The organism is Streptomyces sp. ITFR-6 (assembly GCF_031844725.1).
In the GTDB taxonomy this organism is placed as follows: Bacteria; Actinomycetota; Actinomycetes; order Streptomycetales; family Streptomycetaceae; genus Streptomyces.
This window is the reverse complement of the sequence record NZ_CP134612.1, coordinates 6,172,312-6,188,144: the sequence shown is the minus strand read 5'-3', so window position 1 is coordinate 6,188,144 and position 15,833 is coordinate 6,172,312. Positions and strand designations below refer to the sequence as shown.

Annotated in this window: 15 protein-coding genes; 9 read left to right on the top strand and 6 right to left on the bottom strand. The window is 71.8% G+C overall.

Features of this window, described 5'->3' with window-relative positions; genetic code table 11:
* Positions 1-8: 8 nt before the first annotated feature.
* Genes efeB through RLT59_RS28265 form a run of 3 tightly spaced genes read left to right on the top strand, consistent with a single transcriptional unit; the run spans position 9 to position 3,159 of the window.
* Positions 9-1,283, top strand: a complete 1,275-nt coding sequence (gene efeB, locus RLT59_RS28275) for an iron uptake transporter deferrochelatase/peroxidase subunit (RefSeq protein WP_311305993.1) — start codon at positions 9-11, stop codon at positions 1,281-1,283.
* A 39-nt stretch (positions 1,284-1,322) separates the two neighbouring features.
* The gene (gene efeU, locus RLT59_RS28270) at positions 1,323-2,294 is read left to right on the top strand and encodes an iron uptake transporter permease EfeU (RefSeq protein WP_311305992.1); all 972 of its coding nucleotides are present in this window, start codon (positions 1,323-1,325) and stop codon (positions 2,292-2,294) included.
* Entirely contained in the window at positions 2,227-3,159 is a 933-nt protein-coding gene (locus RLT59_RS28265) for an SCO2278 family lipoprotein (protein ID WP_311305991.1), read from the top strand. The genes efeU and RLT59_RS28265 overlap by 68 nt, the downstream gene beginning before the upstream one ends.
* A 21-nt stretch (positions 3,160-3,180) precedes the next feature.
* Here the strand turns inward: RLT59_RS28265 and RLT59_RS28260 are convergent, their stop codons facing one another.
* Positions 3,181-3,927 carry a bifunctional DNA primase/polymerase gene (locus tag RLT59_RS28260; RefSeq protein WP_311305990.1) on the bottom strand — a complete coding sequence of 249 codons (747 nt, stop codon included), beginning with the start codon at positions 3,925-3,927 and terminating at the stop codon, positions 3,181-3,183.
* 187 nt (positions 3,928-4,114) lie between these two features.
* On the opposite strand from RLT59_RS28260, the gene ddaH reads away from it, so the two are divergent.
* On the top strand, positions 4,115-5,011 hold the full coding sequence (gene ddaH / locus RLT59_RS28255) for a dimethylargininase (protein ID WP_399126246.1): 897 nt from the start codon (positions 4,115-4,117) through the stop codon (positions 5,009-5,011).
* On the opposite strand, the gene RLT59_RS28250 is transcribed toward ddaH, so the two are convergent.
* Complete coding sequence (locus RLT59_RS28250) at positions 5,008-6,006, bottom strand: small ribosomal subunit Rsm22 family protein (RefSeq protein WP_311305988.1); 999 nt, start codon at positions 6,004-6,006, stop codon at positions 5,008-5,010. The two genes, ddaH and RLT59_RS28250, sit on opposite strands and share 4 nt — an antisense overlap.
* Positions 6,007-6,056: 50 nt before the next feature.
* On the bottom strand, positions 6,057-7,358 hold the full coding sequence (locus tag RLT59_RS28245; RefSeq protein ID WP_311305987.1) for a multidrug effflux MFS transporter: 1,302 nt from the start codon (positions 7,356-7,358) through the stop codon (positions 6,057-6,059).
* A 78-nt stretch (positions 7,359-7,436) separates the two neighbouring features.
* On the opposite strand from RLT59_RS28245, the gene RLT59_RS28240 reads away from it, so the two are divergent.
* Positions 7,437-8,441, top strand: a complete 1,005-nt coding sequence (locus tag RLT59_RS28240) for a Gfo/Idh/MocA family protein (protein ID WP_311305986.1) — start codon at positions 7,437-7,439, stop codon at positions 8,439-8,441.
* Positions 8,442-8,446: 5 nt separating this feature from the next.
* Here RLT59_RS28240 and RLT59_RS28235 read toward each other — a convergent pair whose 3' ends face one another.
* Positions 8,447-10,081 carry an alkaline phosphatase D family protein gene (locus RLT59_RS28235; protein WP_311305985.1) on the bottom strand — a complete coding sequence of 545 codons (1,635 nt, stop codon included), beginning with the start codon at positions 10,079-10,081 and terminating at the stop codon, positions 8,447-8,449.
* A 322-nt stretch (positions 10,082-10,403) separates the two neighbouring features.
* Here RLT59_RS28235 and RLT59_RS28230 point away from each other — a divergent pair, with 322 nt between their 5' ends.
* Together RLT59_RS28230 and RLT59_RS28225 are read left to right on the top strand one after the other, a co-directional pair.
* A complete protein-coding gene (locus RLT59_RS28230; RefSeq protein ID WP_311305984.1) occupies positions 10,404-11,177 on the top strand; it encodes an SDR family oxidoreductase in 774 nt (257 codons plus the stop codon).
* A gap of 90 nt (positions 11,178-11,267) precedes the next feature.
* The gene (locus RLT59_RS28225; protein WP_311305983.1) at positions 11,268-12,167 is read left to right on the top strand and encodes a PhzF family protein; all 900 of its coding nucleotides are present in this window, start codon (positions 11,268-11,270) and stop codon (positions 12,165-12,167) included.
* Here RLT59_RS28225 and RLT59_RS28220 read toward each other — a convergent pair.
* Both RLT59_RS28220 and RLT59_RS28215 read right to left on the bottom strand, forming a co-directional pair.
* Positions 12,157-13,098 carry an NAD-dependent epimerase/dehydratase family protein gene (locus RLT59_RS28220; RefSeq protein WP_311305982.1) on the bottom strand — a complete coding sequence of 314 codons (942 nt, stop codon included), beginning with the start codon at positions 13,096-13,098 and terminating at the stop codon, positions 12,157-12,159. The two genes, RLT59_RS28225 and RLT59_RS28220, sit on opposite strands and share 11 nt — an antisense overlap.
* On the bottom strand, positions 13,095-14,027 hold the full coding sequence (locus RLT59_RS28215; RefSeq protein WP_311305981.1) for a ScbA/BarX family gamma-butyrolactone biosynthesis protein: 933 nt from the start codon (positions 14,025-14,027) through the stop codon (positions 13,095-13,097). The genes RLT59_RS28220 and RLT59_RS28215 overlap by 4 nt, the downstream gene beginning before the upstream one ends.
* Positions 14,028-14,281: 254 nt before the next feature.
* On the opposite strand from RLT59_RS28215, the gene RLT59_RS28210 reads away from it, so the two are divergent.
* Positions 14,282-14,944: a ScbR family autoregulator-binding transcription factor gene (locus tag RLT59_RS28210; RefSeq protein ID WP_311305980.1), complete on the top strand. Its 663-nt coding sequence runs from the start codon at positions 14,282-14,284 to the stop codon at positions 14,942-14,944.
* 104 nt (positions 14,945-15,048) lie between these two features.
* On the top strand, positions 15,049-15,426 hold the full coding sequence (locus RLT59_RS28205; protein WP_311305979.1) for a VOC family protein: 378 nt from the start codon (positions 15,049-15,051) through the stop codon (positions 15,424-15,426).
* Positions 15,427-15,833 lie beyond the last annotated feature (407 nt).

Sequence of the window (15,833 nt, the reverse complement as noted above, 5' to 3'; positions counted from 1 at the left end):
ATCCGGGCATGTCAGAGGAGACACGGGACACGGCCGCTCCCGCCCCGGGCCCCGGCGGGGCACCCTCACGGCGGGCGCTGCTCGGCTGGGGCGGCGCCGGACTCGCCCTGGGCGCGGTGGCGGCCGGCGGCGCCGTCGCCGCGGTCCGCTCCGACGACGCCCGGGTCCCGGCCGCGGACAGTGGGGCCGCGGTGCCGTTCCACGGTGCGCACCAGGCCGGTATCGCCACCGCCGTCCAGGACCGGCTGCACTTCGCCGCGTTCGACGTGACGACGGAGGACCGGGCCGAACTCGTCGCGCTGCTCAAGGAGTGGACCCGGGCCGCCGAGCGGATGACGGCCGGCCACGCGGTCGGTGACGGGGCGTACGGGGGCCTGGCCGAGGCCCCGCCGGACGACACGGGCGAGGCGCTCGGCCTCCAGCCGTCCCGGCTGACGCTGACCATCGGTTTCGGTCCCTCGCTGTTCGCGAAGGGGCGGTTCGGCCTGGAGGACAGGCGGCCCGACGCGCTCGTCGACCTGCCCAAGTTCCCCGGCGACAATCTGGACGCGGCCCGCAGCGGCGGCGACCTGTGCGTCCAGGCCTGCGCGGACGACCCGCAGGTGGCGGTGCACGCCATCCGCAACCTCGCCAGGATCGGCATGGGCCGCACCGCGATCCGCTGGTCGCAGCTGGGCTTCGGCAAGACGTCCTCGACGACGCCCGACGCCCAGACCCCGCGCAACATGATGGGCTTCAAGGACGGCACCCGGAACATCTCCGGCAGCGACACCGCGGCCCTGGACGAGCACGTCTGGGTCGGCGGGAAGGACCGGGCGGGCTGGATGACCGGGGGCTCCTACCTGGTGGCCCGGCGCATCCGGATGCACATCGAGACCTGGGACCGGGCCCCGCTCCAGGAGCAGGAGGACGTCTTCGGCCGCGACAAGGGCGAGGGCGCCCCGGTCGGCAAGGCCAAGGAGCGCGACGAGCCGTTCCTGAAGGCGATGCTGCCGACCGCCCACGTACGGCTCGCGCACCCGGACAGCAACGCCGGGGCGACGATCCTGCGGCGCGGCTACTCCTTCACCGACGGGACGGACGGCCTGGGCCGCCTCGACGCCGGGCTGTTCTTCCTCGCGTACCAGCGCGACACCCGCAAGGCGTTCGTGCCGCTCCAGCGCCGCCTGGCGGCGCACGACGCGCTCAACGAGTACATCCAGCACGTGGGTTCGGCGCACTTCGCCGTCCCGCCGGGCGTCCGCGACAAGGACGACTGGTGGGGCCGGGCGCTGTTCTCGTAGCCGTTCTCAAGCACCCCGAAGCGGAAAGGGATCCGAATCGTGTTCAGTAACTTCCTGATCGGCCTTCGCGAGGGCCTTGAGGCCAGCCTGGTCGTCTGCATTCTCATCGCGTACCTGGTGAAGACGGGCAACCGGAACAAGCTGCTGCCCATCTGGGTCGGTGTCGGGATCGCGGTCGTCGTCAGCCTGGCGTTCGGCGCGGGCCTCGAATTCGGCTCCCAGGAGATGACGTTCAAGGCGCAGGAGGCGCTCGGCGGCTCGCTGTCGATCCTCTCCGTCGGCCTGGTCACCTGGATGGTCTTCTGGATGCGGCGTACCGCCCGGCACCTGAAGGCGGAGCTGCACGGCAAGCTCGACGCGGCGCTGGCGATGGGGACCGGGGCGCTGGTCGCCACGGCGCTGCTCGCGGTGGGCCGGGAGGGCCTTGAGACCTCGCTGTTCGTCTGGCGGGCGGTGCACGCGGCGGACGACGGCTGGCATCCGATGATCGGCGCGGTGCTGGGCATCGCCGCCGCGGTGGTGCTGGGCTGGCTGTTCTACCGGGGTGCGCTGAAGATCAACCTGGCGAAGTTCTTCACCTGGACCGGCGGCATGCTGGTGGTCGTCGCGGCGGGCGTGCTCGCGTACGGGGTGCACGACCTCCAGGAGGCCGAGTTCCTCGGGGGCCTGCAGAACCGGGCGTTCGACATCAGCACCACGATCCCGCCGGACAGCTGGTACGGCACGCTGCTCAAGGGCACCTTCAACTTCCAGCCCGATCCGACGGTTCTCCAGATCGCGGTGTGGGCGCTGTATCTGATCCCCACGCTCGCGCTCTTCCTCGCCCCGGTAGGGTTCGCACGGTCAGTGGGGGCGACGGATCAGAAGGCGCAGAAAGCAACGGATGAGAAGTCTGAGGCCGGTTCGGCTGGCGACGGGGCTCGCGACGGCGACGGTGCTGAGCATGACGGCGAGCGGATGCATGACGGTGCACGGCGAGCTGGAAGTCGTGCCGGCGGCGACGAAGTCTGAGGCCGCGCAGGCCCTGAAGACGTTCACCGCCGCGTACAACGCGGCGGACAAGGCCTATGATCCGGCGCTGGACGCGGACGAGATCGGCGGCTCGCTCGGGGCGATCAACCAGGCGGGCCTGAAGGCCCGGCACACGAACAACCCGGACGGCAACCCGAACCACCAGCCGCTGGAGCTGACCGACGCGAACTACGTCATCCCCAAGAAGGCGGGCTGGCCGAGGTGGTTCGTCGCGGACACCGACTCCAACCGGGACCAGGACAACGGCAAGCTGGACACCCGCTGGCTCGTCGTCTTCGCCAAGTCCGGCCCCGACGCGGGCTGGAAGGCCATCTACCTGTCGGTCGTCGCCCCCTCGCGGCTGCCCGGCTTCGCGAAGGACGAGGACGGCCGGGCCAAGCCGGTCCCGGCGGACAGCACCGGACTGGCGCTGGCCCCGCAGGAGTTGAGCAAGCAGTACACGGACTACCTGCAGAAGGGCACGCCCGACGTCTTCGCCCCGGGCGCCTCCACCTCGCTCTGGCGCACCACGCGCCAGAACACCCGGCGGGCGGGTTTCTCGTACCAGTACATCGACCAGCCGCTGGACAGCGGCGCGTTCGGGCCGCTCGGCCTGGAGACGGAGGACGGCGGGGCACTGGTCTTCTTCAGCAGCAAGCACTTCGAACGCCAGACGGCGGCGAAGGGGCTGCGCCCGACGGTCACCCCGGATGTGCGGGCGCTGCTGTCCGGCGAGGTGAAGAGCACCATCACGAAGGAGCGGGTCTCCAGCCAGCTGGTGTACGTCCCGAAGAAGGGCTCCGGCACGGCCAAGGTGACCGTACTGAACCGCCTCCCGGGCCTGACCTCGGCCAAGGGCTCCTGAGCCGGGCCCGCCGGCCACCGCCTACCGGCTCAGCGGCCAGGCCACCGACTCGTGGTCGACATCGCTCTGCTCCGCGGAGCCCACGAACCGCGCACACGCGTCCGTCAGCGTCTCCAGCAACGTCAGCGGATCCGGCAGCGGATTCTCCGGCCCCCGCACCCACCGCACATCCAGCTCACCCGGAAGCCGCGCGGGCGGCAGCAGCACGTAGCTGCCCCGGCAGTGCCACCGCAGCCCGGGGTGCTCGTCCATCGTCTCGGGATGGCAGTCCAGCTCGCACGGCCACCATTCCTCCTCGTCCTCCGGCGTACCCCGCGTCGCCGTGAAGAAGAGCATCCGGTCGTCGCCGGAGCGGGCCACCGGGCCCACCTCGATCTCGGCGGCGAGCAGCCGCTCCAGCGCCTGCTCCCCCGCCGACAGCGGGACGTCGAGAACGTCGTGGATCATGCCGGTCGCCGTGATGAAGTTCGCCTGCGGCTGGCTGCGGGCCCACCGCTCGATCTGGGACCGGTCGGTCGTGGACTGCGTCTGCCAGGCGAACGAGATCGGATGCCTGGCGGGGGTCGGACAGCCCATGCGTTCGCAGGAACATCGGTAGCCCACCGGATGGGCAGCGGGCGCGATCGGCATTCCGGCCTCTGCGACAGCCAGGAGCAGTGCCTCCCGCACGGTGTCGTCGACCTCGCTCTGCTGCGGTCTGGGTCGTCGGCGCAGCCAGTGGGAAAACCTGCTCTCTGAGCCGCGACTACGGCCGAAATCGGCGCCCATCTATCCCCTTACCTCAGCGTTGCCCCTGTCCATCGTCCCACCATCCTGCGCCTCGGGTGGCCAGACTCCGGAAGCGGGGTGGGCGGATCGGCCGCGCGGGGTGAGCACTATCACACCTTCTGTCATGAAATACGCGGCGGGAACCACCCGATCGGTTCACTGCGCGGCGGGCCCCGGCGGGCGCACCATGGGCTCACGCACATACCCGTGCGACGCACCGGCCGCGGCGGCCACCAATGCCGCCGCGACGATTCGTGAGGAGCCCCCGTTGCCTCGTGAAGCCACACCCCGCCGCTACCTGATGTGCGCCCCGGCCCACTTCAGGGTGACGTACTCCATCAACCCGTGGATGGACCCGACCAAGCCGGTGGACCTCCCGCTGGCGCAGACCCAGTGGGAGGATCTGCGCGACCGCTACCGCGCTCTCGGTCACACCGTGGAGCTGCTCACCCCCGACCCCGAGCTGCCCGACATGGTCTTCGCCGCCAACGGGGCCACCGTGGTCGACGGCCGGGTGCTGGGCGCCCGGTTCGCCTATCAGGAGCGGTTCGCGGAGGCGGCCGCCCACCGTGACTGGTTCCGCGAGCACGGCTTCACGGAGATCCACGAGCCGGACCACGTCAACGAGGGCGAGGGCGACTTCGCGGTGACGTCCTCGTACCTGCTGGCGGGCCGAGGTTTCCGGTCGAGCCCGCTCTCGCACGACGAGGCCCAGGAGTTCTTCGGGCGGCCGGTGATCGGGCTGGATCTCGTCGATCCGCGCTACTACCACCTGGATACGGCGCTGAGCGTGCTCGACGAGGCGTCCGACGAGATCATGTACTACCCGGACGCCTTCTCACCGGGCAGCCGCGCGGTGCTGGCCCGGCTCTTCCCCGACGCGCTGATCGCCGGTGAGGCGGACGCCGCCGCGCTCGGGCTGAACGCGGTGAGCGACGGCCGCAACGTGCTGCTGCCGCAGGCCGCCACCGGGCTGTTCGACCCGCTGCGGGCGCGCGGCTTCGAGCCGTTGCCGATGGACCTGAGCGAGCTGCTCAAGGGCGGCGGCAGCGTGAAGTGCTGCACCCAGGAGCTGCGCGGCTAGCCGGCGTCCCCCGGCGGCGGCCAGGCGTCGCCCCAGTCGATGTCCCGGGCGGCGCGGTACAGCTCGCCGTGCCGCTTGGTGACCGTGGCCCGCTGGAGCCCCTCGTCCCGGGTGCAGAGCTCCAGCAGCACCTGGCCCTTGCGGATCTGCGGGCGGCGGGTGATCCGGGCCGCCACCGGGTCCACCGCGAACCGGGTCGCCACGACGTAGCTGAACTTCTCGTCCTCGTACGGCAGCGAGCCGCCCTTCACCTTGCGGTGCAGCGAGGAGCGGCTCACCCGGGCCGAGAAGTGGCACCAGTCCGTGCCGGGCTCGATGGGGCAGGCGTCACTGTGCGGGCAGGGCGCGGCGACGGTGAACCCGGCGGCGGTCAGCCGGTCCCGGGCCTCGATGACGCGGGCGTAGCCGTCGGGGGTGCCCGGCTCGACGATCACCACGGCCTGCGCCGCGCGGGCCGAGGCGTCGACGAGCGCGGTGCGGGCCTGCGGCGTCAGCTCGTTGAGCACGTAGGAGACGGTCACCAGGTCCGCGGGGCCGAGATCGAGGTCCTCGCCGATCCGGGCCCGCCGCCACTCGACGGCGTCGAGCGCCGGGACACCGGCGGTGCCGGCCAGTTCGCGGCCGAGCGCGAGCGCGGGCTCCGCCCAGTCCAGCACGGTGGTCCTGGGCCCTTCCCAGGCCCCGGCGACCGCCCAGCTCGCCGCTCCGGTGCCGCCGCCGACGTCGGTGTGGGTGGCGGGCACCCAGTCCGGGGCGGCCTCGCGCAGGGCGTGCAGGGCGGACCGTACCGCTTCGAAGGTGGCGGGCATCCGGTAGGCGGCGTACGCGGCGACGTCCGAGCGGTCGCGGAGCAGCGGGGTGCCGGTGGGAGTGGTCCCCCGGTAGTTGGCGATGAGCCGGTCGACGGCCTGGGCGGCCTGGCGGGGCGGCAGCCCGTCGAGGAGTCCGGCCAGGGCCGCGCGCAGGGTGTCCGCGGTGGGGAGGGTGTCGTTCACCGACGAAGTGTAGGCGGATCCCGGCCGCCCCTCCCCCGGGCCGTGGCCCGTCACGGCCGGGCGGCCACCTGCTGCCAGGGCCGGCACAGCGCCAGGAAGCAGCCCATCGCGCCCACCGCGCACACCAGCTGCACGACGGCCATCGGTACGGCCGTCGCCTCTCCGGCGATCCCGACGAGCGGCGAGGCGATGGCTCCGATCAGGAACGACGACGTGCCGAGCAGCGCGGAGGCGGATCCGGCGGCGTGCTTGGTGCGCATCAGGGCCTGGGCGTTGGTGTTCGGCATCGCCAGGCCCATCGCGGACATCAGCACGAACAGCCCCGTCGCCACCGGGACGAGTCCGACGTCACCGAAGACCCCGGACGTCATCAGCAGCAGCGCCGTCGCGGCCAGCACGATGACGGAGAGCCCGAAGCCGAGCGCCTTGTCGAGGCTGATCCGTCCGACGAGGATCTTGCCGTTGATCTGGCCGACGGCGATCAGGCCGATCGAGTTGATGCCGAAGAGCATGCTGAAGGTCTGCGGCGAGGCGCCGTAGATCTCCTGCACGACGAACGGCGAGGCACTCACGTACGCGAAGAGGGCGGCGAAGGCGAGGCTGCCCGCGATCATGTAGCCGGTGAAGACGCGGTCCGCGAGCAGGGCGCGCATGGTGCGCAGCGCGTCACCGACGCCGCCGGTGTGGCGCTCCTCCGGTGGCAGGGTCTCCCGCAGCCACTTCCAGACGACCAGGGTGAGCAGGGTGCCGACGACGGTGAGGACGGCGAAGATGCCCCGCCAGTCGGTGAGCCGCAGGACCTGTCCGCCGATGACGGGGGCGATGACCGGGGCGACGCCGGAGATCAGCATCAGCGTGGAGAAGAACCGGGCCATCTCCATGCCGTCGTACATGTCACGCACGACCGCACGGGCGATGACGATGCCGGCCGCGCCCGCGAGTCCCTGGATCAGCCGGAAGCCGATGAGGAGTTCGACGGTCGGGGCGAAGACGCAGATCGCGGTGGCGAAGACGTAGATGATCATGCCGAGGAGCAGCGGGCGGCGCCTGCCCCAGCGGTCGCTCATCGGACCGACGACGACCTGTCCGAGCGCCATGCCGGTGAGGCAGGCGGTGAGGGTGAGCTGGACGGTCGAGGCGGGTGCGTGCAGCGCGTCGGTGACGGCGGGCAGCGCCGGGAGGTACATGTCCATGGACAGCGGCGGCAGCGCGGTCAGTCCGCCGAGGACCAGGGTGACGAGAAGTCCGGTGCGCCGGGCCGCCGCGGTGGCGGCCGGCCGGGGTGGAGAGGTGACGGGGGCTGTGTCGGTTATGTGTACGTGCTGGGCTCGGCTGACGCCGCTCTCCGGCATTCTTATCTCCATTGTTGTTGAATCCGCCTCTATGCTCTCAGCTCAGCCGGGTTGGTCGACACCTTTTTGGGAGCGCGCATGAGCAGGACTGTCCGTTGGGGCGTGCTGGCGACCGGTGGCATCGCGGCGACCTTCACCGCCGACCTGCTGGCGATGCCCGATGCGGAGGTGGTGGCCGTCGCCTCCCGTACGGACACCGCGGCGAAGGCGTTCGCCGAGCGGTTCGCGATACCCAGGGCCTACGGCAGCTGGGCCGAACTCGTCGCGGACGACGAGGTCGACGTGGTGTACGTGGCCACGCCGCACTCCGCGCACCGGGAGGCGGCCGGGCTCGCGCTGGAGGCCGGAAAGCACGTGCTGTGCGAGAAGGCGTTCACCCTCAACGAGCGCGAGGCGCGGGAGCTGGTGGAGCTCGCGCGCGGCCGGGGCCTCTTCCTGATGGAGGCCATGTGGACGTACTGCAACCCGGTCATCCGGCGGATGACCGAGCTGGTGCGGGACGGGGCGATCGGTGAGATCCGCACCGTGCAGGCCGACTTCGGCTTCGCCGGTGACTTCGGCCCGGAGCACCGGCTGCGCGATCCCGCGCTGGGCGGCGGTGCGCTGCTGGACCTCGGGGTCTATCCGGTGTCGTTCGCGCAGCTGCTGCTGGGTGAGCCGGACCGGGTGCGGGCGGACGCGCTGCTGTCACCGGAGGGCGTCGACCTGAACACCGGGATGCTGCTGGGCTGGGACTCGGGCGCCACCGCCCTGCTCTCCTGCTCGATCGTCGGGCACCACCCGACGGCCGCCACGGTCATCGGGACGGCCGGACGCATCGACTTCCCGGACAGCTTCTTCTATCCGCGGCGCTTCGTGCTGCACCGGGCGGGCCACGAGCCCGAGGAGGTCACCTCCGGGCCGGGACCGCAGGGCCTGTCGGGGATGCAGTTCGAGGCGGCCGAGGTGATGCGGGCGGTCCGGGCGGGCGAGACGGAGTCCCCGCTGGTGCCGCTGGACGGTTCGCTCGCGGTGATGCGGACGCTCGACGCGGTACGTGACCGCGTCGGCGTCCGCTACCCGGTGGACCGGGCCGTGGGCTGAGCGGATCAGGCGGGCGTGAGGCCCTGGTTGCCCACCTCCGTGACGAGCGATCCTGCCGTGGTGAGGGGGGCGCCCGGCTTGGTGACGGCGGACACCGTACGGAAGTCGGCGCGCGCCTGGCGCTCCTGGAGGGTGACGACGGCGTAGCCGCGGCGCCCGTTGTAGAACTTCAGGTGCGGGTTGGCCTGCATCAGGTTGTTCCAGTTGGCCGGCTTCTCCGAGCCGTCCTTGCCGCTGGTGATCGACGTGGTGACGATCTCGGTGCCCAGGGTGCGGGACGCCGGGTCGTCGAAGTCCTGCTTGATGTCGAAGCCGTAGCTCACGTGCACGTCGCCGGTCAGCACCATCAGGTTCTCCACCCCGGCGGACCGGGCGCCCTTCAGGACGCGGTCCCTGGAGGCCGTGTAGCCGTCCCAGGAGTCCATGGAGAGCTTGTAGGCGTCGGTCGGCAGGTCGCGCCGCTGGGCGAAGGTGACCTGCTGCGGCACGACGTTCCAGGTGGCCCGGGAGTGGCGCCAGCCGTCGGTCAGCCAGCGTTCCTGGGTGGCGCCGGTGATGGTGCGCGAGGGGTCCTCGGACTCGGGTCCGGGGGTCTGCCAGCCGTCGCCGTACGCCTGGTCGCTGCGGTACTGGCGGGTGTCGAGGATGTCGAACTGGGCGAGCCGGCCGAACCGGAGGCGGCGGTAGAGCTTCATGTCCGGGCCGGTCGGCCGCTGCGGGGCGCGCAGCGGCTGGTTCTCCCAGTACGCGCGGTAGGCGGCGGCCCGGCGGATCAGGAACTCCTCCGGCGGCAGGTTGTCCTCCGAGGTGTCCCCGGCGTAGTTGTTCTCGGTCTCGTGGTCGTCCCAGGTGACGACGAAGGGGTGCGCGGCGTGGGCGGCGCGCAGATCGGGGTCCGACTTGTAGAGGGCGTACCGCAGCCGGTAGTCCTCCAGCGTGGTCGTCTCCCGGTTGAAGAGGGCGGGCAGGGTGCGGTCGGTGTAGTTGCGGGCCCCGCCGGTCGCGGTCACCGCGTACTCGTAGAGGTAGTCCCCGAGGTGGAAGACGACGTCGACGTCCTCCTGGGCGAGGTGCTTGTACCCGGTGAAGTAGCCGTCGTGGTAGGCCTGGCAGGTGACGGCGGCCAGGGTCAGTTCGCGCTTGTGGGCGCCGTCGGCGGGCGCGGTCCGGGTCCGGCCGACCGGGCTGGTCCACTTGCCGGTGCGGAAGCGGTAGTAGAGGACGCGGTCGGCGTCCAGTCCCCTGACCTCCACGTGGACGCTGTGGTGGAACTCGGGGTGGGCGGTGGCGGAGCCGCGCCGGACGATCCGGGTGAAGCGCTCGTCGCGGGCCAGCTCCCAGCTCACCTCGACGCGGGCGCGGGGCAGTCCGCTGTCGGGCTCGAACGGGCGGGGCGCGAGCCTCGTCCACAGCAGGACGGAGTCGGGCAGCGGGTCGCCGGAGGCGACACCGAGGGTGAACGGGTCCTCGTCGATCCGCCGGGCGTCCAGCTCGGCGGCGGCCGCGGAGCCCGCCGTCGGCAGGCCGACCGAGAACGCGAGCGCGGCGGCGGCACCGGTGACGGTGAGAAATCGGCGGCGGCCCGTGTGCCGGGCGGCGTCGCGCAGCTCCTGCTCCTGCTGGTGCGATGAGTGCGTCATCTGTCCCTCCCCTGACTGGTGGTGTGAGGGGAAGTCCACCGGTCCAGCACATCCGGCGGTTGTCCCGCTCGCGTCGTGCGGGCGTCGCCGGGATGAGGATTGCGGCAGGAATGGGTCCCCAGGGGCAAAGTCCGCAATTGCGGCCAGGACCATGATCGTCAACTCCGGCCCCGAGAGCCATGGAATCGCCGGAACCCGGCGCCGGGTTCACCCCCCGGGGGCACGAACCCGCCCTCCGAGAGCGCCCCTTGACCCGGACGAACGCCGCCGGACGGCCGGGGCGCTCCACCGGCACCGGGCCCTGGGCGTACGCTGCCGCACCATGAGCAACAAACTGTTGAACTCCGCGAGGAAGACGGCCGTGGTCACGGGCGCGGGCTCCGGGATCGGCCGCGCGGTGGCTCTCGCCCTGACCGGCGCCGGCTGGTCGGTGGCGCTCGCGGGCCGCCGCCCGGAACCGCTCGCCGAGACCGCCGCGCTGGCCGGGGAGCACGCCCGCGTCATCACCGTCCCCACCGACGTCTCGCGCCCCGAGGAGGTGGACGCGCTCTTCTCCTCGGTACACGAGTCCTTCGGCCACCTCGGCCTGCTCTTCAACAACGCGGGCACCTTCGGTCCGGGCGGCGTGCCGGTCGAGGACCTCGGGTACGAGGACTGGCGCACGGTGGTCGACGTGAACCTGACGGGGGCGTTCCTGTGCGCGCAGGCGGCGTACCGCCGGATGAAGGAGCAGGATCCGCAGGGCGGCCGGATCATCAACAACGGCTCGGTCTCGGCCCACACGCCGCGCCCGCACTCGGTCGCGTACACGGCGACCAAGCACGCGCTGACCGGTCTGACGAAGTCGCTGTCGCTGGACGGGCGCCCGTACCGGATCGCCTGCGGGCAGATCGACATCGGCAACGCGGCGACGGAGATGACCGAGCGCATGACGACCGGCATCCTCCAGGCCAACGGCGAGCTGGCCGTGGAGCCGGTGATGGCGGCCGCGGACGTGGCGAGGACCGTGGTCCACATGGCGGAGCTGCCGCTGGAGGCGAACGTCCAGTTCGCCACGGTGCTGGCGACGGCCATGCCGTACGTGGGGCGGGGCTGACCCACTGCGCCGGAAAGTCACGGTCGCTCGCGGCCCGTCACGGTCCGGGGTCCGGGGAATGCCCCGGACCCCGGACCGGTTGTGCGGCACATGAACGAGATCTCGCCGTCCGCGGTCCTTCGCTACACCGCCTTCTCCGCCGACCCGGACGGCGGCAATCCGGCCGGTGTGGTGCTGGACGCGTCCGGCATGGACGAGTCGCAGATGCTCGCCGTGGCGGCGGACCTCGGATACAGCGAGTCGGCCTTCCTGACCGGGCGGACCGGGGCGGCGGCGCCGGGCGCGCGCGGCTACGCGATCCGCTACTTCAGCCCGAAGGCCGAGGTCCCCTTCTGCGGTCACGCCACCATCGCGACGGCCCTGGCGCTCGCCGAGCGGGACGGCCCCGGGGACCTGGAGTTCGCCACCGCCGCCGGCCCGGTGCCGGTGACCGTCGTCCGCGAGGGCGCCGAGCTGCGGGCCACCCTCACCAGCGTGGAACCCCACATCACGGACGTCTCCCCGGACGACCTGGTGGAGGCGCTGGCCGGTCTGGGCTGGCCCGCCACCGATCTCGACCCGGCCCTGCCGCCCCGCATCGCCTACGCGGGCGCCCGGCACCTGGTGCTGGCCGCCGCGACCCGGGAGCGGCTGGCCGCCCTCGACTACGACTTCGGCCGCGTCGAATCACTCATGCACCGGCTGGACCTGACCACGCTGCAACTGGTGTGGCGCGCCTCGGAGACCGTCTTCCACGTCCGCGACCCCTTCCCCGTCGGCGGTGTGGTCGAGGATCCGGCGACGGGTGCGGCGGCCGCCGCCTTCGGCGCGTATCTGCGGGCCCTGTCCCTGGTCCCGGAGGCCGTCGGGCTGACCCTGCACCAGGGTGAGGACATGGGCCGGCCCGGCACGCTCACCGTCACGCTGCGGGCGGGCGACACGCGGGTCAGGGTGAGCGGCACGGGCACCAGGATCCCGGCGGCGGTCCGGCAGCAGCCGTTCAGCGGCTGAGGAACTTCCGGTACCAGGGGGCGTGTTCGGCGAAGGACGTACGGAAATCCGGACCCGGTTCGCAGCCGAAGTCCCGCCAGACCCGCTCGTCGGCGAACCAGTGGTCCACGGTGAGCATCTCGAAATGGTGCTTGGCGTAGGGGACACCGGCCAGCCGGGCGCGGGCCTCGTCCACCCCGATCTCCGTGCTCGCCCACGGCAGCGAGAGCTCGGTGAGGACCGTCGAGAGGACCTCGGAACAGCTCACCGGCTCCGGATGGTTCACGTGGTAGACGCCGGCCGGGGCCTTCTCCGAGAGCGCCGCCCCCAGCAGCGCACGGCCCAGTGTGGCCACGTCGATCATCGAGTGGCGGGCGTCGCAGCCGACCGGTCCGGCCGACAGGTACCGCAGCAGGGCCACCAGTCCGGGAATCGCCCACCGGTCCCCCGCCCCGTGGACGAGGTGCGGGCGCAGGACGGCCCCGCCGGCCGCGAGGACGTGCTGTTCCGCGGCGGCCCTGGTCAGGCTGACGGCCGAGGCGGGGGCCGGTTCGGCCATTCCGGGGAGCAGCGCCGTGAAGGGGCCCCGGCCGTAGACGGACGCGGTGCTGAGCTGGACGATCCGGCCGACGTCGCTGCGTACCGCCTCGTCGACCAGGGCCCGGGTGCCGAGGTCGTTGACGGTCCGGGCGGTCGGTTCGCCGGAGCCGACGTGCGAGGCGCAGTGGATCACCGCGTCGATGCCCTCGCAGCTGCCCCGCAGCGTCCCGGGATCGGCGAGATCCCCGTACACCGTTTCGAAGACCGGTCCGTCGGCCGTCAGGGCCGGGGCATCGGGCTCGGTGCGGTGCGTCATCAGCCGGAGGCTGACGCCGGGGGTCGCGCGGGCGGCGGCGGCCACCCGGCTGCCGACGAAGCCGGTGGCCCCGGTGATGAGGATGCGCGTGGTCATGAGCGGCGGCTCCGGGCGTCGCTGAGGCCGGTCTGACGGAGATCCGGCGAACGGAGGGTGCAGGTGAAGGCGGGTTCGTCGTCCTGGACGGCCCGTATGCGTACCCCGGCGGGCGAGCTGCCGTCGGCGGGGACGGGCAGGGCCTCGATCCAGCAGGGGCGGTCGAGTTCCACGTACTGGAGGAAGTCGGCCTGTACCGAGGTCGGGAGGAAGGTACGGCCGGGCGAGGCCGCCTGGGCCGCCTGCCGGGCGGCCTCCAGCAGCAGAATGCCCGGGACATGGTCGTTGGAATGGCTGAAGAGCGTCGGATGCCGGGTGTCCAGCCGCAGCGCCCAGGTGCTGGGAGCCGCCGCGGGAGCGAGGACGACGTCGTGCTCGGAGGTCCTGCCCACGGTCCGGGGTGCGACGGCGGGCAGGAGGGGTATACGCGCGTCGAGCATGTCGCTGCGGTGTCCTCGTACCCGCTGGTAGGCCCTGGCGGAGGTGCAGCTGATCCGCCCGCCGCCGGAGGCCAGCACGGTGCCGCGGCGGTGCAGGAGGAGTTCCAGGTGCATGGAGCCGAGGCTCCGGCCGCGGCGCTGTATCCGGGAGCAGGACACGTCCACCGTGATGTCCCAGGGCTCCTCGCCCAGCATGAGGCGCCCGGCCTCGGAGGCGTACCGCAGCTCCCACATCACGAACGCGTCCCCGAGGGGCACCCCGAACTCGGAGTGCGCGATCAGCATGGTGGTCTGCCGCATCGTCTCCGCGATCAGCAGGGGGTCCTGGTGGCCCGCGACCGGGGTGAAGAAGCGGTGCGGCCTCGGCCAGTGGGCCGACACCGAGAACTGGGAGTCGGTCAGCTTGGTCAGCCCGGTCGGGAACACGTCCTGCGCGTCGGGCCGGTGGACCAGCTGTCTGAGGTGTTCCGGGGAGCTCCTTCTTCGCACCGATTGCTCCATTCCGGCGGCGGGGGCGGAGTCCGGAACTCCGCCGGGAGCCTCGGGGCGATCGGTGTTCCTCGCGGCCCCGGCGCCGCCGGCCGGCACCGAGACACCGCGTGAGGTGATCTGAACCATGAAGTTCCCCCAGGAGGATCCGAGTCACAGAGCCGAGCCGCCCCGCAGTAAGATACTGACAGCCCGGTTTTACTTTCCAGCCAACCCCATATGACACCAACCCCGCCACCACTAGAGAGAAGCTGATGGCACAACAGGCGCGCGCGATCCAGACCCGCCGGTCGATCCTGGTGGCGGCCGCCGAGGTGTTCGACGAGCGCGGCTACAGCAGCGCGACCATCAGCGAGATCCTCACGCGGGCGGGGGCGACCAAGGGCGCGCTCTACTTCCACTTCACCTCGAAGGAGGATCTCGCGCTCGGGGTGATGGACATACAGCTGCACAGCGATCCGCTGCCGCCGCAGCTGACCAAGCTCCAGGAACTGGTCGACCAGGGCATGATCCTCGCCTACCGGCTGCGCCACGAGCCGCTGGTACGGGCCAGTGTCGGCCTGGCCATGGACCAGGCCGTGGAGGGCCTCGACCGGGGCACGCCCTTCCGTGCCTGGATAGATCGGCTGGAACACCTGCTGAGCGCGGCGAAGGGCCAGGGCGAGCTGCTGCCGCACGTGGACCCGGGCGAGACCGCCGAGATGCTGGCCGGATCCTTCTCGGGCATCCAGGTGATGTCGCAGGTCCTGTCCCACCGCGAGGACCTCGGGCGGCGCATCTCGGTGCTGCTGCACTACGTACTGCCGAGTATCTCGACGCCGGCCGTTCTGGCCACTCTGGATATGGCCGAAGATCGTGGTGAACGTCTTCTCCGCCTCCTCGAAACCGTACCGCCTCAGGTCCGCACCCCCAACTGACCATCGGAACGGTCGGCTTGGCAGGGCCAAAGCATACCGGGCGGTCCGGTGCGAGGGGCCGTAATGTCGGTGACGTCGAGTCAGCCATGTGACAGGAGTCGTCGATGTCAGTCCGCCGCGTCGTCCCCAACATCCCCGTCGTCGCGGGCACCGGTCCCGACGGCGAAGCCGGCACCATGCGGGCGAATGCCGCGTTCTACGGGCTGCTGGGGTTCGAGGAGGTCATGAACCAGGGCTGGATCATGACGCTCGCCCCGCCCTCGGAACCCACCGCCCAGATCAGCTTCATGAGCGCCGACCTGACCGCGCCCGTCACGCCGGACGTCAGCGTGGAGGTGGCGGACGTGGACACGGCCCACACGGCGCTGGTGCGCGCGGGCGCGGAGATCGTGTACGGCCCGCAGGACGAGGAGTGGGGCGTGCGCCGCTTCTTCGTCCGCGATCCCAACGGCCGGGTCGTCAACGTCCTGAGCCATCGCTGACCCCGGCCACAGTGGCCGGGCACGGTCCCGTCCTCCACCCCATCTCCTGCCATAGTGGACAACGCAGCCAGGACCATCGGGGGATGAGATGCTGCGTATCGAGTTCGGCACGGAAGACCTCAACCGGCTGCGGCTGGCGGAATCCGTCCACCCGCTGTGGGAGACGGCGCTGAGTCTGCAGCTGTTGCAGAACCGGCACGGCGCACTGGTCTTTGATCCGTGGCGCCGCAAGGCGCGTGCGGACCTGGACGACGAGGGGCTGACCGGGACGGCGGCCGCGCTGATGCGGATCTGCCCGCACGCGGAGTACTTCCCGGACTTCCTCACCCCGCGCGCAGGCGGCGCTCACCTCGGGGGCGGAAGGGCTGCTGGCCAGCTACCAGTCGGAGCTGATCCGGCGGGACGGG